16 protein-coding genes are annotated in these 19,910 nt (G+C 39.1%); 14 read left to right on the forward strand and 2 right to left on the reverse strand.

The features are described 5' to 3' along the window. Window positions 1–323 precede the first annotated feature (323 nt). Window positions 324–1,511: an elongation factor Tu gene (tuf, locus tag AB3I27_RS11410; RefSeq protein WP_002344123.1), complete on the forward strand. Its 1,188-nt coding sequence runs from the start codon at window positions 324–326 to the stop codon at window positions 1,509–1,511. A gap of 188 nt (window positions 1,512–1,699) precedes the next feature. Here tuf and mprF read toward each other — a convergent pair whose 3' ends face one another. Then, a complete protein-coding gene (gene mprF / locus AB3I27_RS11415; protein WP_002313892.1) occupies window positions 1,700–4,291 on the reverse strand; it encodes a bifunctional lysylphosphatidylglycerol flippase/synthetase MprF in 2,592 nt (863 codons plus the stop codon). A 25-nt stretch (window positions 4,292–4,316) separates the two neighbouring features. Then, window positions 4,317–5,078, reverse strand: coding sequence for an alpha/beta fold hydrolase (locus tag AB3I27_RS11420; protein WP_002313891.1), 762 nt, complete (start codon window positions 5,076–5,078; stop codon window positions 4,317–4,319). Window positions 5,079–5,243: 165 nt separating this feature from the next. Between AB3I27_RS11420 and AB3I27_RS11425 the strand changes: the two genes are divergently transcribed. The 13 genes from AB3I27_RS11425 to AB3I27_RS11485 all read left to right on the forward strand — a co-directional run bounded on the left by AB3I27_RS11425 (window position 5,244) and on the right by AB3I27_RS11485 (window position 19,904). Beyond that, the gene (locus AB3I27_RS11425) at window positions 5,244–5,876 is read left to right on the forward strand and encodes a lysozyme family protein (RefSeq protein ID WP_368022999.1); all 633 of its coding nucleotides are present in this window, start codon (window positions 5,244–5,246) and stop codon (window positions 5,874–5,876) included. A 57-nt stretch (window positions 5,877–5,933) separates the two neighbouring features. After that, the gene (locus AB3I27_RS11430; protein WP_002309619.1) at window positions 5,934–6,794 is read left to right on the forward strand and encodes a DUF368 domain-containing protein; all 861 of its coding nucleotides are present in this window, start codon (window positions 5,934–5,936) and stop codon (window positions 6,792–6,794) included. A 187-nt stretch (window positions 6,795–6,981) separates the two neighbouring features. Then, on the forward strand, window positions 6,982–9,297 hold the full coding sequence (locus AB3I27_RS11435) for a cation-translocating P-type ATPase (RefSeq protein ID WP_181045989.1): 2,316 nt from the start codon (window positions 6,982–6,984) through the stop codon (window positions 9,295–9,297). Between the two features lie 181 nt (window positions 9,298–9,478). Beyond that, entirely contained in the window at window positions 9,479–11,320 is a 1,842-nt protein-coding gene (dnaG, locus tag AB3I27_RS11440; protein ID WP_002320677.1) for a DNA primase, read from the forward strand. Between the two features lie 22 nt (window positions 11,321–11,342). Then, window positions 11,343–12,452: an RNA polymerase sigma factor RpoD gene (rpoD, locus tag AB3I27_RS11445; protein WP_002290142.1), complete on the forward strand. Its 1,110-nt coding sequence runs from the start codon at window positions 11,343–11,345 to the stop codon at window positions 12,450–12,452. A 219-nt stretch (window positions 12,453–12,671) separates the two neighbouring features. Then, entirely contained in the window at window positions 12,672–14,765 is a 2,094-nt protein-coding gene (locus AB3I27_RS11450) for a cell division site-positioning protein MapZ family protein (RefSeq protein ID WP_235689547.1), read from the forward strand. A 281-nt stretch (window positions 14,766–15,046) separates the two neighbouring features. Further along, window positions 15,047–15,910, forward strand: a complete 864-nt coding sequence (locus AB3I27_RS11455) for a virulence factor B family protein (protein WP_002290150.1) — start codon at window positions 15,047–15,049, stop codon at window positions 15,908–15,910. A 104-nt stretch (window positions 15,911–16,014) separates the two neighbouring features. After that, entirely contained in the window at window positions 16,015–16,488 is a 474-nt protein-coding gene (locus AB3I27_RS11460; protein WP_002290152.1) for a Fur family transcriptional regulator, read from the forward strand. Window positions 16,489–16,583: 95 nt separating this feature from the next. Then, the gene (gene xerD / locus AB3I27_RS11465; protein WP_002309610.1) at window positions 16,584–17,471 is read left to right on the forward strand and encodes a site-specific tyrosine recombinase XerD; all 888 of its coding nucleotides are present in this window, start codon (window positions 16,584–16,586) and stop codon (window positions 17,469–17,471) included. An 18-nt stretch (window positions 17,472–17,489) separates the two neighbouring features. Continuing rightward, a complete protein-coding gene (locus AB3I27_RS11470) occupies window positions 17,490–17,861 on the forward strand; it encodes a GNAT family N-acetyltransferase (RefSeq protein WP_002290158.1) in 372 nt (123 codons plus the stop codon). Next, the gene (locus AB3I27_RS11475; RefSeq protein ID WP_002316162.1) at window positions 17,858–18,628 is read left to right on the forward strand and encodes a segregation/condensation protein A; all 771 of its coding nucleotides are present in this window, start codon (window positions 17,858–17,860) and stop codon (window positions 18,626–18,628) included. The genes AB3I27_RS11470 and AB3I27_RS11475 overlap by 4 nt, the downstream gene beginning before the upstream one ends. Further along, a complete protein-coding gene (gene scpB, locus AB3I27_RS11480) occupies window positions 18,612–19,187 on the forward strand; it encodes an SMC-Scp complex subunit ScpB (RefSeq protein ID WP_002309607.1) in 576 nt (191 codons plus the stop codon). The genes AB3I27_RS11475 and scpB overlap by 17 nt, the downstream gene beginning before the upstream one ends. After that, the gene (locus tag AB3I27_RS11485; protein ID WP_104760013.1) at window positions 19,188–19,904 is read left to right on the forward strand and encodes a pseudouridine synthase; all 717 of its coding nucleotides are present in this window, start codon (window positions 19,188–19,190) and stop codon (window positions 19,902–19,904) included. The last annotated feature ends 6 nt before the right edge of the window (window positions 19,905–19,910 follow it).

The following is a 19,910-nucleotide window of genomic DNA, read 5'->3' on the forward strand; positions in this document are numbered from 1 at the left end:
TCTATTGAAAGTTGTTGGCGACAGCTGAATTTTAAACTTTTCCTCATTTTGTTCTTATTGCTTCAAAAGAAAGGTAAGGACTAGCTTGAAGCTTTTCTCAAAAAACACAATTTTTTATTTATAAAAGGTACTTTTTTCGTGTGTAAGATAGGCGAGTGCTCTTAGTTGACTTTGACCAATTTTGACGTGTAATAAGCTTAGTTCGAATCTTACAAAAAGTAAGCCGGACGTATTCTTTTTGATTTATTCAAAAAAAGACTATAATAAAAAAGTGAGAGCTGAAATCCTTCAGTGATCTATATTATTTAGGAGGTTTGTAAATTATGGCAAAAGAACATTACGACAGAAGTAAACCACACGTTAACATTGGTACAATTGGACACGTTGACCATGGGAAAACTACTTTAACTGCTGCGATCACTACAGTATTAGGCAAAAAAGGCCTAGCAAATCCTCAAGACTATGCTAGTATTGATGCAGCTCCAGAAGAACGTGAACGTGGAATTACGATCAATACCGCACACGTAGAATATGAAACAGAAAAACGCCACTATGCGCATATCGATGCACCAGGACACGCGGACTATGTGAAAAACATGATTACAGGGGCAGCCCAAATGGATGGTGCCATCTTAGTCGTTTCTGCAACTGATGGTCCGATGCCTCAAACACGTGAACACATTTTGTTGTCACGTCAAGTTGGTGTAAAATACCTAATTGTTTTCTTGAACAAAGTAGATTTAGTCGATGATGAAGAATTGATTGATTTGGTAGAAATGGAAGTTCGCGAGTTATTGAGCGAATATGGTTTCCCAGGCGATGACACTCCTGTGATCAAAGGTTCCGCATTAAAAGCATTGCAAGGCGATCCCGATGCTGAAGCTGCTATTATGGAACTGATGGATACAGTGGATGAATATATCCCAACGCCAGAACGTGATACAGATAAACCATTACTATTACCAGTGGAAGATGTTTTCTCCATTACAGGACGAGGAACTGTTGCCTCAGGTCGTATTGACCGCGGTGCTGTTCGTGTCGGTGATGAAGTAGAGATCGTAGGGATCAAACCTGAAACACAAAAAGCAGTTGTCACAGGTGTAGAAATGTTCCGTAAAACGTTAGATTACGGGGAAGCTGGAGATAACGTCGGCGTACTGTTACGTGGTATCCAACGGGACGATATCGAACGTGGACAAGTACTTGCTAAACCAGGTTCCATTACTCCACATACAAAATTCAAAGCTGAAGTGTACGTGTTGACCAAAGAAGAAGGTGGACGTCATACACCATTCTTTAACAACTACCGCCCACAATTCTACTTCCGTACAACTGACGTTACTGGAACAATCACGTTACCAGAAGATACAGAAATGGTCATGCCTGGTGACAATGTGACGATTGATGTTGAGTTGATCCACCCAATCGCTGTTGAAAACGGAACGACCTTCTCGATTCGTGAAGGTGGCCGTACAGTAGGTTCAGGTATCGTTACAGAAATCGAAGCATAAGAAACGCGACTCGAATATTTTGGCAATGAAAAATGTTTAAAATGAAAAAGCGGTCAAAACAGAAATCCTGTTTTGATCGCTTTTTTTGTTCTACAATTGTACAATAAGAGAGGGTAGGAGCCGTACCTCACGCTTTGGTTCAGTCTCTTTTATTTATACTGTGAGTGTTTCCTTACAATACGCAGTTTTTAGTACTTTCTTCGTATCCATTTTTTCAAACCACTTATTCGACCTTGTGTCTGCTCAACTGGCGCATTATCAATAATCAGCAAGGCAATCATAACGTATGCAATCCAACTATCTCGCGAATATAGGGTGTAGCGTGAGACCCAGTTCGTAGCGTACTTGCTTTTGTATTCTCTTAATCCATGGAAAGAATAAAAATGAGAGCCAAACTCGTAAACCAAGTAAGCAATTCTTTCCTGTAAAAAACTCTTTCTGGAAGTACCAACATTTGAAAGAGGGGCCATCCCTAAATTGAACCATTGGATATGTTCTTCTTTCATATAAGCAAACAAATGCAGGAACAAGAAATCCATACTGCCGGAAGGTGCTTTTTTGGGATCATATCGCATCAAATCGATCGTTCCTACTTTGTTGTTCGTGTAAGTAGGCATGATCGTCGCAAAAGCGACAATTTCTTCTTGAGTATTTTTGACTACAGCAATAGGCGCTCTTTGTAAATAATCTTCAGAGAAAAAGCCTAAAGAAAAACCTTTTTCTTTTCGTGAACCCAACCAATTATCAGAAATATTTTTGAAAATACTCATTTGCTCAGCAGAAAATGGCGGTTGTAAGACATCAAATGTAAATCCTTCTCGTTCAATTCGGTTCAAGACAGCCCGAGTGCCCTTCATTTTTTTCCCTGATGTTGTAAAACTATTCAGGTCTACATAAGCTTCTTCCCCCATTTTAATGAAGTCATAGCCGAATTCATGCAAAATCATAACGATCTCTTCGCTTGTTTCGTAGAAAACAGGTAAATAACATAATCGGTCTGTCTCTTCGATGAAAGCTTCAATTGCTTCTGGAAAATCTTCTTTCTTACCAGAAGGATCGCCCATTACGACGCATTTATTATTGAAGCAAGCGAATTGGAGAAGCACAGTTGGTTCACCGTCTTTTTCGTAGACAAACATCCGCTTGTCTTTTAAGAAGATCAATTGACTGTCGGAGTTTCCTCCATAAGTTGTGAGGATCTTCAGTGCCTTTTCTTCATTAAAGGCTTCGCCAATCTGTTTCTTTTCTCCTTGAAGAAAATGGACAAATAGAACGATCATGAAACTAACGGCGATAATGGCCAACAACCCTGAAAACCAAATCTTTTCAGAAGGGAATAAGAAAAAGGAAATAAAATGGTGACGCCGATGTGGAAAATCAGGCAGATTGTATACACCAATAACAATATAAAGCAATGTCAATGCACCGATAATGATTCCGTCGATCGTACGCCATTCCCACGAATAGATGAGTTGTTCCCGAAACAGTTCGTTTTTGGACGCAAGAATGATCAGAAACAGAATAGACAAGAAAATCACCGGTGTGAAGCTAAAATCGCTTAATAAAACATAAAATAAAGCGAGTGCGATCAAGAAAATTGTAGGCAGATAGGCTCGTTTTACGCGTGCAGCGATCCCTCTCCCCATAACAATCAAAAGAAATCCTAATAATATACTAGGAAACTGGATAATAAAGTGGAATTTCAATGGGTTCAAACTATGAAGCCAGCGAAACTCTGTAAAAGCTTGCGGAATAGTGGCAGAAAGTACCAACATGATTCCAGAAAAGTATAAAAGTACAACCACGATTTTATGCGCGATTTCTGTTGCTAACTGCTTAGGGATACCTGAATAACGCTGATCAAAAGTGGAACCGATATTTTTGAAGAAAAAGACGATTCCAATCAAAAACGGAATGATGTAGTAGAACAGACGATAAAGCAAGATCCACACAACGACTGTTTCTCTTGGCACACCAATAGCAGATAATCCGATAATCATCATCACATCGAAACTGCCGATCTCGCCAGGAATCATAGACACGATCCCTATCACTGAAGCAGCAATGAATAACGGAATCGTTTGCCACAGATCGATTCGGATTTCCATTAGGTAACCAACAGAAAGGAAACTGAACAGGACACCAGACCATTCCAATAATGAAACAAGCAAGAGCTGTCCTTGCGTTTTAAGTGAGGTACCACCAAGGAATCCTTTCTTTTTGAAAGTAGTGAATAAAAAGACAACAGGAAAATACAGACCACCGCCAATCAGCCATATCCAATATTGCTTCAAGAAAGGAGCGACTGGTGTGAAGACTACAAGTAAAAAAGAAAGCAGACTGTAAATAGAAAGTCCAGCCATCAAAAACAAGAAAACTTTCGATAATGCTTGGATCACGTTTCTGCTCTCTTTCTTTTGTCCATATAGTTCAGAGCGAAGCCCCACACTAACAAACCCGCCGAAACCGGCAATATTGTTGATTGTATTGATCAGCCAGCTTGTCTCAAACAAGTAACGAGGATTCTGCTTTTGTTCAAGCATCCGATTCAAAATAATATCATAACCAATCATAGGTAACACAGAGACAAGACCAATCAACAGCATAAGTCCGCTTTTCCAAATAGGTATAGTGGCAAACGTTTCTCCTAATTGCTGGATAGATAGAGTTTTACCGATGGACATCAATTCACCGACAATAATGACAATGACAGAAATCAAAAAGATTGTTTTGAACAGTCCTAGATGGTTTTTCAGCCATTGTATGGTAGTTTTTAACAAATAAATCACCTTCTATTCCTAATAATTATGTTTCAGAAAGAAATTGAAGAACTTCTCGGTTGAAGCGTTCAGGATCTTTTCTAGCTAATTCATGTCCTTGTTCTTTTACAAGTACAAAAGAAGCTTTTGGTATAGTTTTAGCTATATACAGAGAATGTTTCAGCTTGATTACATCTTTTTTTCCTACAATAATTAATGTTGGGGAGTTGATTTTTTTTAAATCATTTTCTGTAAGGCCGATATCATGTAGCAATAGTTTAATAACTAACAGATTTTTGCGAAGGCTTGGGCGAAATAAAGAGAGCAACCATACCCATGCATAATGAAAATTGCTGATGACTCTGGCAGAAAAACGAACACCTTTAACTAGCGTGTTTCCAGAATTTAAAATCAGTCGATGAACTTTTTGAGGAAAGCTGCTAGCAAATACCAATGCCAAATTTGCGCCATCACTAAATCCAAGAAAATCTGCCTGATTGATTTTTTCTAGCAACATAATCGTATTCAGATCCTCAGCCATCAAATGAAAATTCAATATAGATGCTTCATTTGTTGAACGGCCATGTCCTCTGCTGTCTACTAGATAAACGGTATAGTAGCGTTCAAGTACGGGAACCTGTTCTGAAAAAAAGCGGCCGCTACCATCATTGCCATGCAGTAAAAAGAGTGGGAAGCCTTGACCACTCTTTTCATAATAAATTTTGCTCCCGTCTGACATTTTTGCATATTTCTTTTCTTTTTTCACATAATCACCTACTGTGTAAAGTATAACGATTATAACAGTCATTGGGCAATTGTTTTTACTGAAAAACAACGATCATTTTCGTAAGATGATAAAAAACACAGGAAAATTCATTTTTTCTTAAGGTGTACACAGAATTTAAGGAAGAAATAGCCAAGAAGATAAAGAAATAGTAAGATAAAAAAGATGTCAAAATAACTAGGTGATGAAATGAAGCGAAAACGATTATCTATTATCCGTATTCTTTTTTACATGATCATTCTAACGGTCATTGGTGCGGTGTTGTTTTTAGGAGGAAGAACTTATCGCTCGGTAAAACGGGTGGAAAGCTATCAAATAGAAATAACGACAGCTGCAAAAAATTATCATATGGAAGCATACGAAAAATTGATCAAGGCAATAATCTTGACCGAATCAAAAGGAAAAGGCACAGATCTCATGCAGAGTTCAGAGAGTTTGCATGGAGAAGCCGATGTCATTGATAATCCAGCTGACAGTATTTATCAAGGGGTCAAATATTTGGCGGAGATGATAATGGAAGCAAAAAAACAAGGATGTGATCTGTGGACTGCTGTCCAAGCGTATAATTTTGGGAAAGATTATATTGCCTACGTAAAAAATCATGGCGGAGAAAACACAGTAGAACTAGCAGAAGCGTATTCTAAAGATGTGTTGAGCCCACTTTTAGGAAATGAAGAAGGAAAACAGTACCGCTATTGGCGGATCCAGTCCTTGCTTTACAACGGCGGCTATCTCTATCATAATGGAGGTAATATGTTTTATCCTGATATTGTCAAAATGAATGAAAAAATAATAGAGACTTACGAAAAAGTCTTTAAATAAACGAATAGGAAATATCCAAACATAATAAAATGAGCTGAAAGAAGGAGTGCGCAAATAGTGGAAAAAAGGCAAAAAATGGAAAATCAAAAAGTGGGGTACACAACCAAAGATTGGATGTTGCGGTTTGTGAAGGGAATGTTTATCGGTTCAGGATTTATCTTGCCGGGGGTCAGTGGGGGTGCATTAGCAGCTGTTTTTGGCATGTATGAGCGACTGATTTCTTTTCTAGCCCATATCACAAAAAATTTCAAAGAAAATGTTTTGTTTTTCCTGCCTGTTGGTCTAGGCGGAGTGACAGGCATCTTTTTACTTTCTTTTTTAGTCAGTTTTTTATTAGGGGCGTATGAAACAACAATATTGTGGTTTTTTGTTGGGTGTATCGTCGGAACTGTTCCTGCGTTATGGAAAGAAGCAGGAAAAAAAGGACGAGATACTTCTGATGTAATCATCATGGTTGTTACTTTTGTTCTGGCTTATTTGTTTTTATTATACGGTGCTCGATTATTTGATGGACAAGTCGATCAGAATTTTGGGACTTGGCTGATCGCCGGCGGATTGATTGGTTTAGGTATGATTGTCCCAGGATTGAGTCCTTCTAATTTTTTGGTATATATGGGATTGTACAAAGCGATGGCTGACGGATTTAAAGAAGTTCGGTTTGAAGTCATCTTGCCGATTGGAATTGGTGGGGTTCTTTGTGTCCTTGGCCTGTCAAAAATCATGGATTATATTTTCTCAAAGGCATACAGTAAGCTATTCCATTTTATTTTAGGCGTCGTTTTTGCTTCAACGATTATGATCATCCCTACTGATTACGCGGGATTGGGAGTCGCTGGAGTGCTAGCTTGTCCTGTTCTTTTTGTAGCTGGTACAGCACTAGGATGGTGGATGAGCCGTTTGGAAGAACAATATAAGTAAAGATAGTTCGATAATAAAAAACAACACACGGGTGATTCATACAAAAAAGGTCAGCATCTTTTTCGTAAGAATCATTCGTGTGTTTTTCTATAAATTTTATAAAAACAAGTTGTTTTTAATCTTGGAACACGCTAGACTTAAACACGTGATTATTTTTGAAAGTTGGCGGAAAATGGAGAAAAAGAAAATGAATGGACTTACACAGCAAGAAGTAGTTCAGAAAATGGCTTCTGGCCAGCAAAATGACTACCAGGAAGATGCATCAAAAAGTACAAAGCAAATATTCAGCGATAATATATTGACGTTATTCAATTTTCTGAACTTCGGTATCGGAATTTGTCTGTTATTTGTAGGTGCTTATTCCAACATGGCGTATTTAGCAATTATTATCGTAAATATCGTTATTGGAATTTATCAAGAAATACATGCAAGAAATCTTGTACGAAAATTATCGATTGTTTCCCAATCAGAAGTACTAGTGATTCGGGACGGTAAAGAACAATCGATTTCTACTAAAGAGCTGGTATTAGGAGATTTGGTAAAGATCGGAGCTGGAGAACAGATACCAGCCGATTTGCAGGTCATATCAGGACGGGCAGAAGCAAATGAAGCTCTTTTGACAGGTGAATCTGACTTGATTGTCAAAGAAGCTGGAGCTGAATTGCTTTCTGGGAGCTTTTTGACAAGTGGTTCTGTCATGGCTGAAGTCATCCGAGTAGGGGCAGATAATTATGCTGTCCGCTTGACTAGCGAGGCAAAAACCCACAAAGCTATTCATTCTGAACTTGTAGATTCGATTCGTAAAGTATCCAAGTTCACTAGTTTCGTGATTATTCCTTTAGGGATCATACTATTTTTGGAGGCACTGTTCATTCGCGATGCTTCTATCAAGATTTCAGTTATTGCCTCTGCAGCAGCTTTGTTAGGGATGCTTCCAAAGGGATTAGTATTGTTGATAAGTATTGCGTTAACGACAGGTGTAACAAAACTGGCAAAAAAACGGATTCTTGTTCAAGACATGTATTCCATTGAAACACTTGCTCACGTCGATACATTATGTTTGGATAAAACAGGAACCATTACTGAAGGGAAAATGAGTATCCAGCGTGTAGAAGCATTACATCCGCTGTATGAAAAAGCTATTCCAGAAATTATGGGAACGTATCTTGCAGAAAGCAGTGATAACAACATCACCATGCGGACGATGAGAGAGTATTTTGAGCTTTCTAATCGTTATGATGTAACAAACAAAGTCGCATTTTCTTCTGATCGCAAATGGGGTGCGATGGAGTTTCCAGAATTAGGAGTCGTATACGTAGGAGCACCTGAACGCTTGGTGGAAGAAGATCGACTGCCAGATAGTCTAAAAACAGCTCAAGCGAATGGCTATCGCGTCCTTATGTTGGGGATTGCTCCAAATCAGCAATTAAACGAAGAAACCCCCGCGTTTGTTGAGCCAGTTGCTCTGTTTGAAATCGATGATCCAATCCGAAAAAATGCGCCAGAAACACTAGCTTATCTTCATGAGGAAGGCGTTGACCTGAAAGTAATCTCTGGAGATAATCCATTTACTGTCTCCAATATTGCTAGACGTGCAGGATTACCGAATTATGATGCGTATATCGACCTTTCTCAGATTACTGAAGAATCGGACGTGCGAGAAGCCGCGCATCAATATACCGTTTTTGGTCGAGTGAGTCCTCAGCAAAAGAAGTTACTGGTAAATGAATTAAAAGATAGCGGCAGAACGGTTGCGATGACAGGTGACGGCGTGAATGATGTTTTGGCATTAAGAGAAGCAGATTGCAGTATCGCCATGGCAGAAGGTGACGGAGCGACACGTCAAATTGCTAATCTAGTATTGTTGGACTCTGATTTTACGACATTGCCAGAAGTCCTGTTTGAAGGACGTCGAGTAGTCAACAATGTGACGAAAGTCTCCGGTATCTTTTTCATCAAAACGATTTATTCTTTTATTTTATCGATTATCTGTGCCGTTACAGCTATTGGATTTCCATTTATCCCTATCCAGATTACGCTGATTGATTTGGCGATTGAAGGGTATCCTTCCTTCTTTTTATCATTTGAACAAGATAAACGCAAAATCACTTACCGTTACTTGCCTACTGCACTTATCAACGCTTTGCCGAATGCCTTGCTTGTAGTAGTGAATATCATAGCAGTGTATCTACTTGGAAAAACGTTCGCGTGGGGAAGTAGTGAAACCACTACGTTGATGTATTACTTGCTAATTGGAATCAGCTGCATGGCAGTTGTAAAAGCTTGTTATCCTTTCAACCCGTTGCGAATATTCTTAGCAGTAACAACAATCGTAGGGATATATGTAGCTGCGATGCTGTTCCACGGAATTTTGGAAGTAAACTTAGGTTTAGGAGAAACCATAGGATACTTCGTTATGTTCATGATCGTAAATATTGTCCTTCGATTATTGTACTGGAAGGCTGATATTCAAAATCAGCTACTGAAAAGAGTAGCAAATTGATGCTTAATTAAATAGAAATGTGTTATACTTGAAAAAGAATTGAAATATGATACAATCAAACATGTATAATTGTGTCCTTTAAAATCGCACTGATTTCAGTTAGTGCGATTTTTTACCGGTTATTCTCCTGAAATATCTTTTGTTAAAACGAAAAGATATCAATAAAGCAGGGGGTGGAAAAATGGCTCAACGGATTCCTCAAGAAGTTATCGAAACGGTACGCAGTCAAACGAATATCGTTGAGGTGATTGGACAATATGTCCAATTGAAAAAGTCTGGTAAAAACTACTTAGGGCTGTGTCCTTTTCATGAAGAACGCACACCATCCTTCTCTGTTGCAGAAGACAAGCAGATCTTTCATTGCTTTGGTTGCGGTAAGGGCGGAAACGTGTTTACTTTTCTTCAAGAACTAGAAGGACTGAGTTTTCCAGAAGCAGTGATAAAAGTAGCAGATTTCGAACAGATTCCGTTGGAAGATCAATGGCGTCAGCGAACGTTAGCTGTACAAAATCCTGAATCTGCTACAGGAAAATTGATTGCTGCTCATGAAAAAGCAGCGGAAATCTATCATCACATGCTGTTGCATACAAAAGCGGGACAGCCAGCCTTAGAATATTTGCAAAGTCGTGGGTTGTCTTTAGAATTGATTGAAGAATTCAATATCGGCTTTGCACCTAATGAACGCTCGTTTCTTCAGCAAGTCTTCAAGAATGAATCATTCTCAAATGAATTGTTAGAACGTTCTGGATTGTTTGTCGCACATGATGATGGCCGTATGTCGGACCGTTTTTACCAAAGGGTGATGTTTCCCCTTCGTAATCCTCAAGGCCAGACAATCGGGTTTTCAGGACGCTGGCTTGCACCTGAAAAAGGGCAGGAAAAAGATCAGCCCAAATATTTGAACAGTCCGGAAACAGAATTATTCAATAAAAGACAAGTGTTATTTAATCTTGATAAAGCAAGAAGCGATATCCGAAAAAATGGAGAAGTCTTGTTGTTCGAAGGTTTTATGGATGTGATTGCTGCATGGCAGGCTGGTATCAAAACTGGATTAGCTTCCATGGGAACAAGTCTGACAGCACAACAGATCCAGCAAATGGAAAAACTGACGAAAGAACTGGTTTTTTGTTATGACGGAGATAACGCAGGTTTTGAAGCAACCAATCGAGGGATTGAATTGCTTCGGCAAAATAGTCGTTTAGGACTTTCGGTCGTAGTCGTTCCAGAAAAGCTTGATCCTGATGAATATCTCCGTAAGTATGGGGAAGCATCTTTTCAAGAATTAGTGGCTCATGGGCGTGAAACAGTTTTTACTTTTAAATCACGTTATTTGAAACAAGGGAAAAATTTAGAAAATGAAAAAGACAAAATCGAGTACCTTGAAGAATTATTAGTTGAACTTAGCCGAGTCGTTTCACCAATTGAACAAGATATGTATTTATCGCAGCTGTCCACAGAGTTTCGGGTCAGCAGAGAGACGATACAAAAACAATTGCGTGAGCTCCGAAGAACAAATCAGCAAAATCGTCAAGAACCTCAGGAAAACCAGCATACGCAGACCAAGAGACAAGAAACTGCACGGAAGAAGAGACCGTTGACGCAGGTAGAAAAGGCAGAGCAGATTCTGTTGTACCGCGCATTTAAAGAAGTTTCTGTCCGCAATATTTTAAAAGAACGAGAATTTCAGTTTATCCACGACGCATACGCAGAAGTTTATTTTTTATTCGATGCATATGTCTCACAACATTATGAATTCAACCTTGCAGAGTTTTTAGACTTTTTGCAAGATGAAAATTTAAGGCGGTTGGTGGTGGAGATCGAATATTTACCGGTGGCAGAAGAAAGTTCGCCACGGGAAATCCAAGACTTGCTAGATGTGATCAGCAAATCTGGCTTAGCTGATGAAATAACATTAAAAAAACAAATGCAGCAAGAAGCCAGACGTACTGGGAACAAACAGCTTGAGCTTGAATTGACGATCGAAATCATCAATTTAACGAAACAGTTAAAACAAGCCAAATAGCTACTCAAGGGGGCCTTCTTTTATGGCAAATGGAACAGATAAAAAAAAGTATGAAGCAGCAGTAGCAGCTTTCATCAAAGAAAACAAACCCAAACGACAAGTTGTATATGATGATTTATCCAATCAGCTTGCTACACCATTCACTTTGAATGCAGATGAAATGGACAAATTGATCCAAAAGATTGAAGACGCAGGTATCAGTGTGGTGGATGAAAATGGTGATCCATCAATTCACAGCTTGAAAAGTGCTGAGAAAAAAGCTGAACAGGCAAAAACAGAAGATCTATCTGCGCCAACCGGTGTAAAAATCAATGACCCGGTTCGTATGTATCTGAAAGAAATTGGCCGTGTCTCCCTTTTAACTGCGGAAGAAGAAGTAGCGTTAGCATTGAAAATCGAAGAAGGCGACCAAGAAGCAAAACAGCGTTTAGCAGAAGCAAACCTTCGTTTAGTAGTAAGTATCGCTAAACGTTATGTAGGGCGAGGCATGCAGTTCCTTGACTTGATCCAAGAAGGAAATATGGGGCTGATGAAGGCAGTTGAAAAATTTGACTATCGCAAAGGGTTCAAGTTTTCTACTTATGCTACATGGTGGATTCGTCAAGCAATTACTCGTGCAATCGCCGACCAAGCACGTACGATCCGTATTCCAGTTCACATGGTAGAAACAATCAATAAATTGATTCGTATCCAGCGTCAATTGTTGCAAGACCTAGGAAGAGAACCTACGCCGGAAGAAATCGGTGCAGAAATGGACCTTCCGACAGAAAAAGTCCGCGAAATCTTGAAAATCGCGCAGGAACCTGTTTCTCTTGAAACGCCAATCGGTGAAGAAGATGATTCTCATTTAGGTGATTTCATCGAAGACCAAGAAGCAACAAGTCCAGCAGAACACGCAGCATATGAACTACTAAAAGAACAATTGGAAGATGTACTAGATACATTGACTGATCGGGAAGAGAATGTCCTTCGCTTACGTTTTGGCCTAGACGATGGACGTACGAGAACACTGGAAGAAGTAGGAAAAGTATTTGGTGTTACTCGGGAACGTATTCGTCAGATCGAGGCTAAAGCGTTGAGAAAATTACGCCATCCTTCTCGTTCAAAACAATTAAAAGACTTCTTAGAATAAGCATGAACTATTGATCAGAAGAGAAATCAGTAAAATGGTTTGGTTTATTTTAAAAGAAAAAAAGCTTGGGACTACGCGGTCTCAAGCTTTTTTTTCTATAGGGAAAAAATTTATTCATTATTTTTAAGTAAATCCTAAAAATAAGCTATTGGCGTGACGTATAGAATATGATAGATTAAATGGTAGCGTAAACCTAGTAAAGGAGCCGATCGCTAAGTGATGAAAAAATGTCCAAATTGCGGATCGAAAAAAATGGATGAGAACAATATCTGTCCAGACTGCGGTCATCAACTAACTGCAGAAGATCAGCAAACAAAAGAAACAATCGAAGAAATAAATGCAGATGAAACTATGCAGGATAAATCAACTGAAGACGCAGTCTTTCCTGATACAGAATTAAACGATCCAATCGAATGGTCGGAATTGAAAGATCTACCTCTCGAATCTGTGATGGAATTATTCGAAAAAACAGAACCAGAAGACGATGTATCATCTACTCACGATAAAGTAGCCAATAAAGAAAAAATGGAACAGAAGAAAGTGACTGTTCATGAGACTTTGGAAAAATCAGGAAAGAATCAAGAGGAAACCCTTGAATCAAAACAAAAAAGAAGAGTAGCTGAACTAAAAGAAATCGTCGAGAATGAGGAAGAAAATTCGATACTATCCGCCTATATCAAAGCACATCGTGAAGATACAAAGGAAGAGCACGCGGAAGAGCTGCTCAAAATGATCAGTGAAAAAATTGCACAGGAAAACAAAGTAGAACCAGAACATGAAGCTGAAAAAGACATTAGTAGAGTAAACGCTGCAGGTAAAGAATCAGTAAAAACGAATGATCTAAAAACGGATGTCCCGGAAAAAACTGAAACATTGTCTGAAAAACAATCAGAAGACGAGAAATCGAATGGGTTGCCGGAAGCAGAGAAAAAAGAAATGCTCGAAAAAGCAGACAAGAAATCAACAGAGTCAGATAGTATAAATAATGAAGCCGATGCTGAAAGTCAATCTGCAAGTGAAGATAGCACTGTTCTTGAAGCTAAAATAGAAAAAGAAGAGAACCAGCCTGAGCTGATTGAAGCAGAAACAGAACCAACAACAATCGTGCCAAATACTGTAAAAACGCCTCAAGAATCAAACCTAGAAAAAAAAGATCTAGATAAGACACAAAAGAAAAAATCAAAAAAAGTGCCTTATCTCGCTTTAGCAGCAGTTCTTCTACTAGGTGGGGGAGGCTGGGCTTATTATGACCATCATCAAAAAGTAGAAGCCGAAGTAGCAGCAGAAGCAAAAAGACAGCGACAAATGGAAGACCTTCACGGGAAACTTGCTGCCTTTTATACAGATGATCACCATCAATTTATTCGTGCAGATATGATTCATCAAGATCTATCGAAACTAAAAAATGATTTATCAAGTCTTAAGAATGAAAAAGGATATTCAGAGTTAGAAACAACTTATCAAGATATCCAATCTAAGATCCAAGATATCCAGAAAGTGAATGAATGGTTCGTAGCTCCTGTGATCGTCGATGATCATCTAGCAGATGACATCAAGTTGAAAGCAGATAAAGAGATACAAACGATCGAAACGGATAACACAGATTTTGGAAAATTGATTCAACAAGCACAAACAGAAGCTAAAAATCAATATGCTGAATTGCAAACAGCTAAAGAAAAAACAGCTATAGTCTTTAAAGACGGAAAAGTAGTGGGTTCAGCGACACGCGACCAATACAAGACGGCAAAAGAAGCAGTAGAAAAGGTGAAAAATACAGATCTATCTGCTCAGTTGAATGAACAATTGAAACAAGTAGATAAGATGCTCACTGATAAAGAGAAAAAAGAAGAAGAGGAAAAGAAAAAAGCAGAAGAAGCGAAAAAAGCAGCTGAAGAACAAGCAAAACAAGCCGCTCAAGCAGCAGCTGCAGCTCAAGCCGCTCAACAAGCTGCGGTCGCACAAGCAGCACAGCAAGAAGCGGCATCCTCGACCCCGTCCTCTTCAAACTCAGCAAATCAGCCAATCAAATCTGCCAGAGCAAGTGATATTGCCGATGCATCTAATCCAGCATGGACGTGGGCACCAGGTGTCCAAAGCAAAGTGATTGCTACATGTATCCAACGTGGATATATCGTTGAAGGAGGATACAGATTAGAAAAAGCCAGAATCGAAAATGGGGAAGGCTATTACAATCTATATGCCACTTCAACAAAATCTGCATTGATGAAAGGCATTGGAGAAAGTGCGTTGCCATTTTATATCGTAACGATCAACTGTAAAACTGGGTGGTTCGGAGGAAATGGGAGCAATTAGTTTTAGCTAAACGAAAGAGGTTGTGAGCCTGCCGTTTCACTCTGAGTCACAAGGAACAATTTCAAAAAACAGCTTCTCATGTTTGATGAATAGTGTGACTTGAAACCGAAGAGTTGGCAGGTGAACATCGTTTATTCGAAAAAGGGGAGTATGACACAACTGTCGTCATACTCCTTTTTTCACCTTTCCAAAGCAAGGCTCAGCTATTCAAGTAGATAACATTATGTTATGATAGCAAAGAAATGTATTAAGAAAACCTTTCACTATAGAGGGAGAAAAAAATGAACGATTTATTAGCAACTATATTTACAGGTATTATTATTGATGAAAATGAAAAAAATTACTTTGTCCAAAAAAATGGGCAAACCTTTGGCTTAAGCAAATCAGAGGGCGAGCACAAAATCGGTGAGGCAGTGGAAGGATTCGGCTACCAAAATCAAAAACATGAAAACCGGATCACTACACAAATTCCAAAAAGTCGCATCGGTCACTATGCATTTGGAATCGTTACTGCTACACGAAAGGATTTAGGGGCATTTGTCGATATCGGTCTTCCAGATAAAGACTTTGTCGTATCTCTTGATGAATTACCGACCATGACAGAGCTGTGGCCTAAAAAGGGAGATCGTTTGATGATTTCCCTTAGAGTTGACGCAAAGGACCGTGTTTGGGGGAGCTTAGCAGACGAAAAAATATTCAAATCTTTAAGCAAGTATGGAACAGAAGAAATGAAAAACAAAGATGTGATAGGAACAGCCTACCGTTTGAAATTAACAGGTACATATGTTTTGACTGAAGATTTCTATCTTGGGTTTATCCATCCTTCTGAACGATATAACGAACCTCGACTAGGCGAGCAGGTAAAAGGGCGTGTGATCGGTGTCCGACCAGATGGTGTACTGAATCTTTCATTGAAACCAAGAGCGTATGAAGCAATATCAGATGATGCACAAATGATTTTAACCATTTTAGAACGTTCTGCAGATCAGCAAATCAACTTTACAGATAAATCAGATCCAGAAGACATCATGAAAGCTTTCGGCATCAGCAAAGGTGCTTTTAAGCGAGCATTAGGCAATCTTTTGAAACAAGGACTGATTAAACAAGAAAATGGTGTGACAAAATTAGTCAAAAAATCTAATTGAGAATCCCTTGCATGTTTTTCTTAACTAGCTTATAATAATTTTAATTAACACAGTGCTATTGTTTTTCTAAATTGTAATTATTATAAATTGTTGGGGTTGAGTAAATGGTCATGAATGCTATTTCGGCGATGAAAAAAACAAAACAGCAGCTACATGAATCGGGGTTCAAGCTGACACCGCAAAGAGAAGCTACCCTGCTTGTGCTTTTGGAGAATGAGAAAGAGCATTTGTCTGCAGAAGAGATCTTCTTTTTAGTGAAAAAAAAGAGTCCAGAAATTGGACTTGCTACTGTTTATAGAACCCTTGAAATCTTGACAGAATTAAAAATTGTCGATAAAGTAAGTTTTAATGATGGATTAGCCCGTTATGATTTGAGAAAAGAAGGCGCCAAACATTTCCATCATCATTTACTATGCTTGAACTGCGGCACGATCGAGGAAGTAGAAGAGGATCTTTTACTTGAAGTGGAGCAAGTAGTAGAAGAACGTTATCATTTTTTAGTAAAAGATCATCGGCTGACGTTCCATGGAATCTGTCAGGAATGTTATGAAAAAGAAAAAAGAAACCAGTCCGTCTGAGTGTCTAGACGGCTTTTTCTTTGCTCAGATTATGGAAAAAGACTATCAGAATGAAGCGGTATCTGATATGATAGAGAGGCATGAGGGGGATTATTATGAAAGAGCAAATCAACGATTATCTCCACTACTTGAATATTGAACGGGGATTATCCGCCAATACACGTCAAAGCTATGAACGTGATTTGGAACAATACTTGCATTTTCTAGAAGAGCAGAAAGTTGCTTCATGGCAAGATGTCGATCGTTTTTTAGTCATCCGTTTTCTGGAAAAACTGCATGAAGAAAAAAAAGCGACAGCAACCGTTACGCGGATGATCTCAAGCCTCAGAAGATTCCATCAGTTTTTACGACAAGAGCGTGTTACGGATCATGATCCAATGCAGCATATCGATACGCCAAAGAAAGCGCAGAAATTACCAAGTACATTGACGCTGGCAGAAGTAGAAAAGCTGATTGAAGCACCTGATACGACAAAAACGTTAGGGATAAGAGATCGTGCAATCTTAGAAGTCATGTATGCTACTGGGATGCGCGTCAGTGAATTGATTGGATTGAAATTGGGAGATCTTCATCTTTCTCTTGGGCTGGTACAGACAGTCGGTAAAGGAGATAAAGAGCGGATTATTCCTTTAGGTGATTATGCGATCCAATGGCTGGAACGCTACTTAGACGAAGCACGTCCGTTACTTGTAAAGGACGCATCTGAAATGCATGTATTTGTCAATAATCACGGAAAAGGTCTTTCCCGGCAAGGAATCTGGAAAAATCTGAAACAGCTAGTAAGAGAGGCTGGGATTTACAAAGAAGTAACGCCGCATACGCTGCGGCACAGCTTTGCCACCCACTTGCTAGAAAACGGAGCAGATTTGCGGACAGTACAAGAATTGTTAGGTCACGCGGATATCTCTACGACACAGATTTATACACATATCACGAAAAAAAGGATGACAGATGTTTATAAGCAGCATTTTCCAAGGGCTTAGTCATAGGAAGGTGAGAAGATGTTAACACATTACCGAAAAGAAAACCGTAAAATTGCTATGGGACTGTTGAGTTTCCATAAGAAGCTGACAGGTAAGTCTTCTTTGTTGAAGGAGATAGATACGTACGAATCTGAAGATGATTATGAACTTTTTTTCTTTACGCCAGAAGGTTCGACCAACATTCAAGGAATCATTGGTGTTTATTGGGCAACGAACGATCAGCTGATCATCCATGACATTTCTTTGAATCCATCTTATCGTGGTGAGAATATGGGCTTCCAAATGTTAGATGAATTACAAGAAAAGTATCCGGATGTCTCCATCCGTGCAACTGAAATCACAGAGCCTTATATTGGAAAGTGGCTAGCAAAGAAAAAGAAGAAAGAGTGAATGAGTTGACGGAGATCAATATTAAATTAGATGTATTCGAGGGACCTCTCGATCTGCTGCTTCATCTGATTCAGCAAATGGAAATCGATATATATGATATACCAATTGCTACGATCACAGAGCAATATATGAATTATATCCATACAATGAAAACACTAGAGCTAGCTGTTGCAGGAGAATACCTAGTGATGGCTGCTACATTGATGGCAATCAAAAGTAAGACGTTGCTCCCTATCCAAGAGTTTGTTACAGATGATGAAGAACTATGGGAAGAAGATCCTCGAGAAGAATTGGTCACTCAGCTTTTAGAATACCGTAAGTATAAGTATGCGGCTGAAAAATTAACAGAAAAAGCAGAGGAACGAAGTCTTTATTACACAAAAGACCCTATGAACATCGATGGATTGGCGGATGTTGAAAAGCCGTTGAAGCGAGGACAAGTCAAAAAAATCGATCTGATCCGTGCCATGCAGAAAATTTTGGAACGTAAGAAATTTTCTCAAAAAGTGGAAAAAACGATCACGCCGGATGATACAACGATCGAAGAACGAATGATCTTTATCGAAGAGCGTATAAAAAGAAATACGCATGGCTGTACCTTCAACTCTTTTTTTGAGTCGCCTTCCAAAAGTGAAGTTGTCACTACTTTTATGGCTTTGCTAGAGTTGATGAAAAAAGGACAGATTATTGCGCAACAAAAAGAAAACTATGAATCAATTATGCTTTATCCAGCAGTAGGAGATACCGAACATGACGAAATTAAGTGAACTTGAAGCCCTTCTTTTTATTGTTGGCGAGGAAGGAATCAGTAATGAAGAATTAAGCGGACTGTTGAATCTCAGTGAAGCAGAAGTCGCAAATTTAGTGAAAGAATTAAGAGACTCTTACGCTCAAAACCCGCACTCAGCTTTGCATATTTTTGAAACGGAAAGCCATTATGTATTAACGACTAAAAAAGAGCTAGCGCCATTGCTCAAGCGATATGCGCAAGGAACATCGAACACGTTATCTCAAGCCGCTGTCGAGACTTTAGCAATCATTGCCTATAAACAACCAATCACACGAGCTGAGATCGAGCAGATTCGAGGCGTTCAGGTTTCAGGAGCGGTACAGCGTCTGGCTGCTCATAAACTGATTGAAGAAAAAGGCAGAGTAGAAGGACCAGGTCGACCGATATTATATGGAACAACTGGTTACTTCTTGGATTATTTTGGGCTGAAATCATTAGAGGAACTGCCTGATACACAAGAAATGGAAATTTCACTTGAAGAAGATGTGTCACCAGATCTATTCTTTGATGGAATGAATAAAGGAGAACAATTGTAAATGAAGAGATTACAAAAAGTAATTGCCCACGCTGGCATTACTTCTCGTCGAAAAGCAGAAGAATTTATCCTTGCAGGACGTGTAAAAGTAAACGGACAAGTTGTAAGAGAATTAGGGATAAAAGTTGGAAAACATGACACTGTGGAAGTGGATGAAGTGCCAATTTATCAAGAAGAATACGGTTATTATTTATTATACAAACCTAAAGGAGTCATTTCTGCTGTAGCAGATGACAAAGGAAGAAAAGTCGTTACGGACCTTCTGCCGATGGTAAAAGAACGAATTTACCCCGTAGGTCGACTGGATTACGATACTTCGGGTATCTTACTGCTGACAAATGATGGAGATTTTGCCCAGCGCCTGACACATCCAAAACATGAAGTGGATAAAGTTTATGTCGCAAAAGTAAAAGGGATTGCGACAAAATCAATGCTTGCACCTTTGGCAAAAGGAATAAAGATCGAAGGACGAAAAACGTCTCCAGCTAAGTTCCAAATTTTATCAGTGGATCCTAAGACAAATCACAGTATCGTGGAATTGACGATCCACGAAGGACGGAATCATCAAGTGAAAAATATGCTTCAAGCAGTTGGGCTCCCTGTGCAAAAGTTAAAACGTGAAAAATACGGTGATTTGACATTACAAGGTCTACGCCCTGGGGATTATCGTGAATTGAACAAAAAAGAAGTCAGCAGCTTATTGAACCATTCAAAATAAACACTT

The sequence above is a fragment of the Enterococcus sp. C46 genome, assembly GCF_040887565.1.
Classification (GTDB): domain Bacteria; phylum Bacillota; class Bacilli; order Lactobacillales; family Enterococcaceae; genus Enterococcus_B; species Enterococcus_B lactis.

Excerpts from the sequence above, each read along its gene's own strand:
- tuf (WP_002344123.1), top strand. The coding sequence starts at position 324 with ATGGCAAAAGAACATTACGACAGAAGTAAACCACACGTTAACATTGGT.
- AB3I27_RS11420 (WP_002313891.1), bottom strand. The coding sequence starts at position 5,078 with ATGACTGTTATAATCGTTATACTTTACACAGTAGGTGATTATGTGAAA.
- AB3I27_RS11425 (WP_368022999.1), top strand. The coding sequence starts at position 5,244 with ATGAAGCGAAAACGATTATCTATTATCCGTATTCTTTTTTACATGATC.
- AB3I27_RS11435 (WP_181045989.1), top strand. The coding sequence starts at position 6,982 with ATGAATGGACTTACACAGCAAGAAGTAGTTCAGAAAATGGCTTCTGGC.
- dnaG (WP_002320677.1), top strand. The coding sequence starts at position 9,479 with ATGGCTCAACGGATTCCTCAAGAAGTTATCGAAACGGTACGCAGTCAA.
- rpoD (WP_002290142.1), top strand. The coding sequence starts at position 11,343 with ATGGCAAATGGAACAGATAAAAAAAAGTATGAAGCAGCAGTAGCAGCT.
- AB3I27_RS11450 (WP_235689547.1), top strand. The coding sequence starts at position 12,672 with ATGAAAAAATGTCCAAATTGCGGATCGAAAAAAATGGATGAGAACAAT.
- AB3I27_RS11455 (WP_002290150.1), top strand. The coding sequence starts at position 15,047 with ATGAACGATTTATTAGCAACTATATTTACAGGTATTATTATTGATGAA.
- AB3I27_RS11460 (WP_002290152.1), top strand. The coding sequence starts at position 16,015 with ATGGTCATGAATGCTATTTCGGCGATGAAAAAAACAAAACAGCAGCTA.
- xerD (WP_002309610.1), top strand. The coding sequence starts at position 16,584 with ATGAAAGAGCAAATCAACGATTATCTCCACTACTTGAATATTGAACGG.
- AB3I27_RS11470 (WP_002290158.1), top strand. The coding sequence starts at position 17,490 with ATGTTAACACATTACCGAAAAGAAAACCGTAAAATTGCTATGGGACTG.
- scpB (WP_002309607.1), top strand. The coding sequence starts at position 18,612 with ATGACGAAATTAAGTGAACTTGAAGCCCTTCTTTTTATTGTTGGCGAG.
- AB3I27_RS11485 (WP_104760013.1), top strand. The coding sequence starts at position 19,188 with ATGAAGAGATTACAAAAAGTAATTGCCCACGCTGGCATTACTTCTCGT.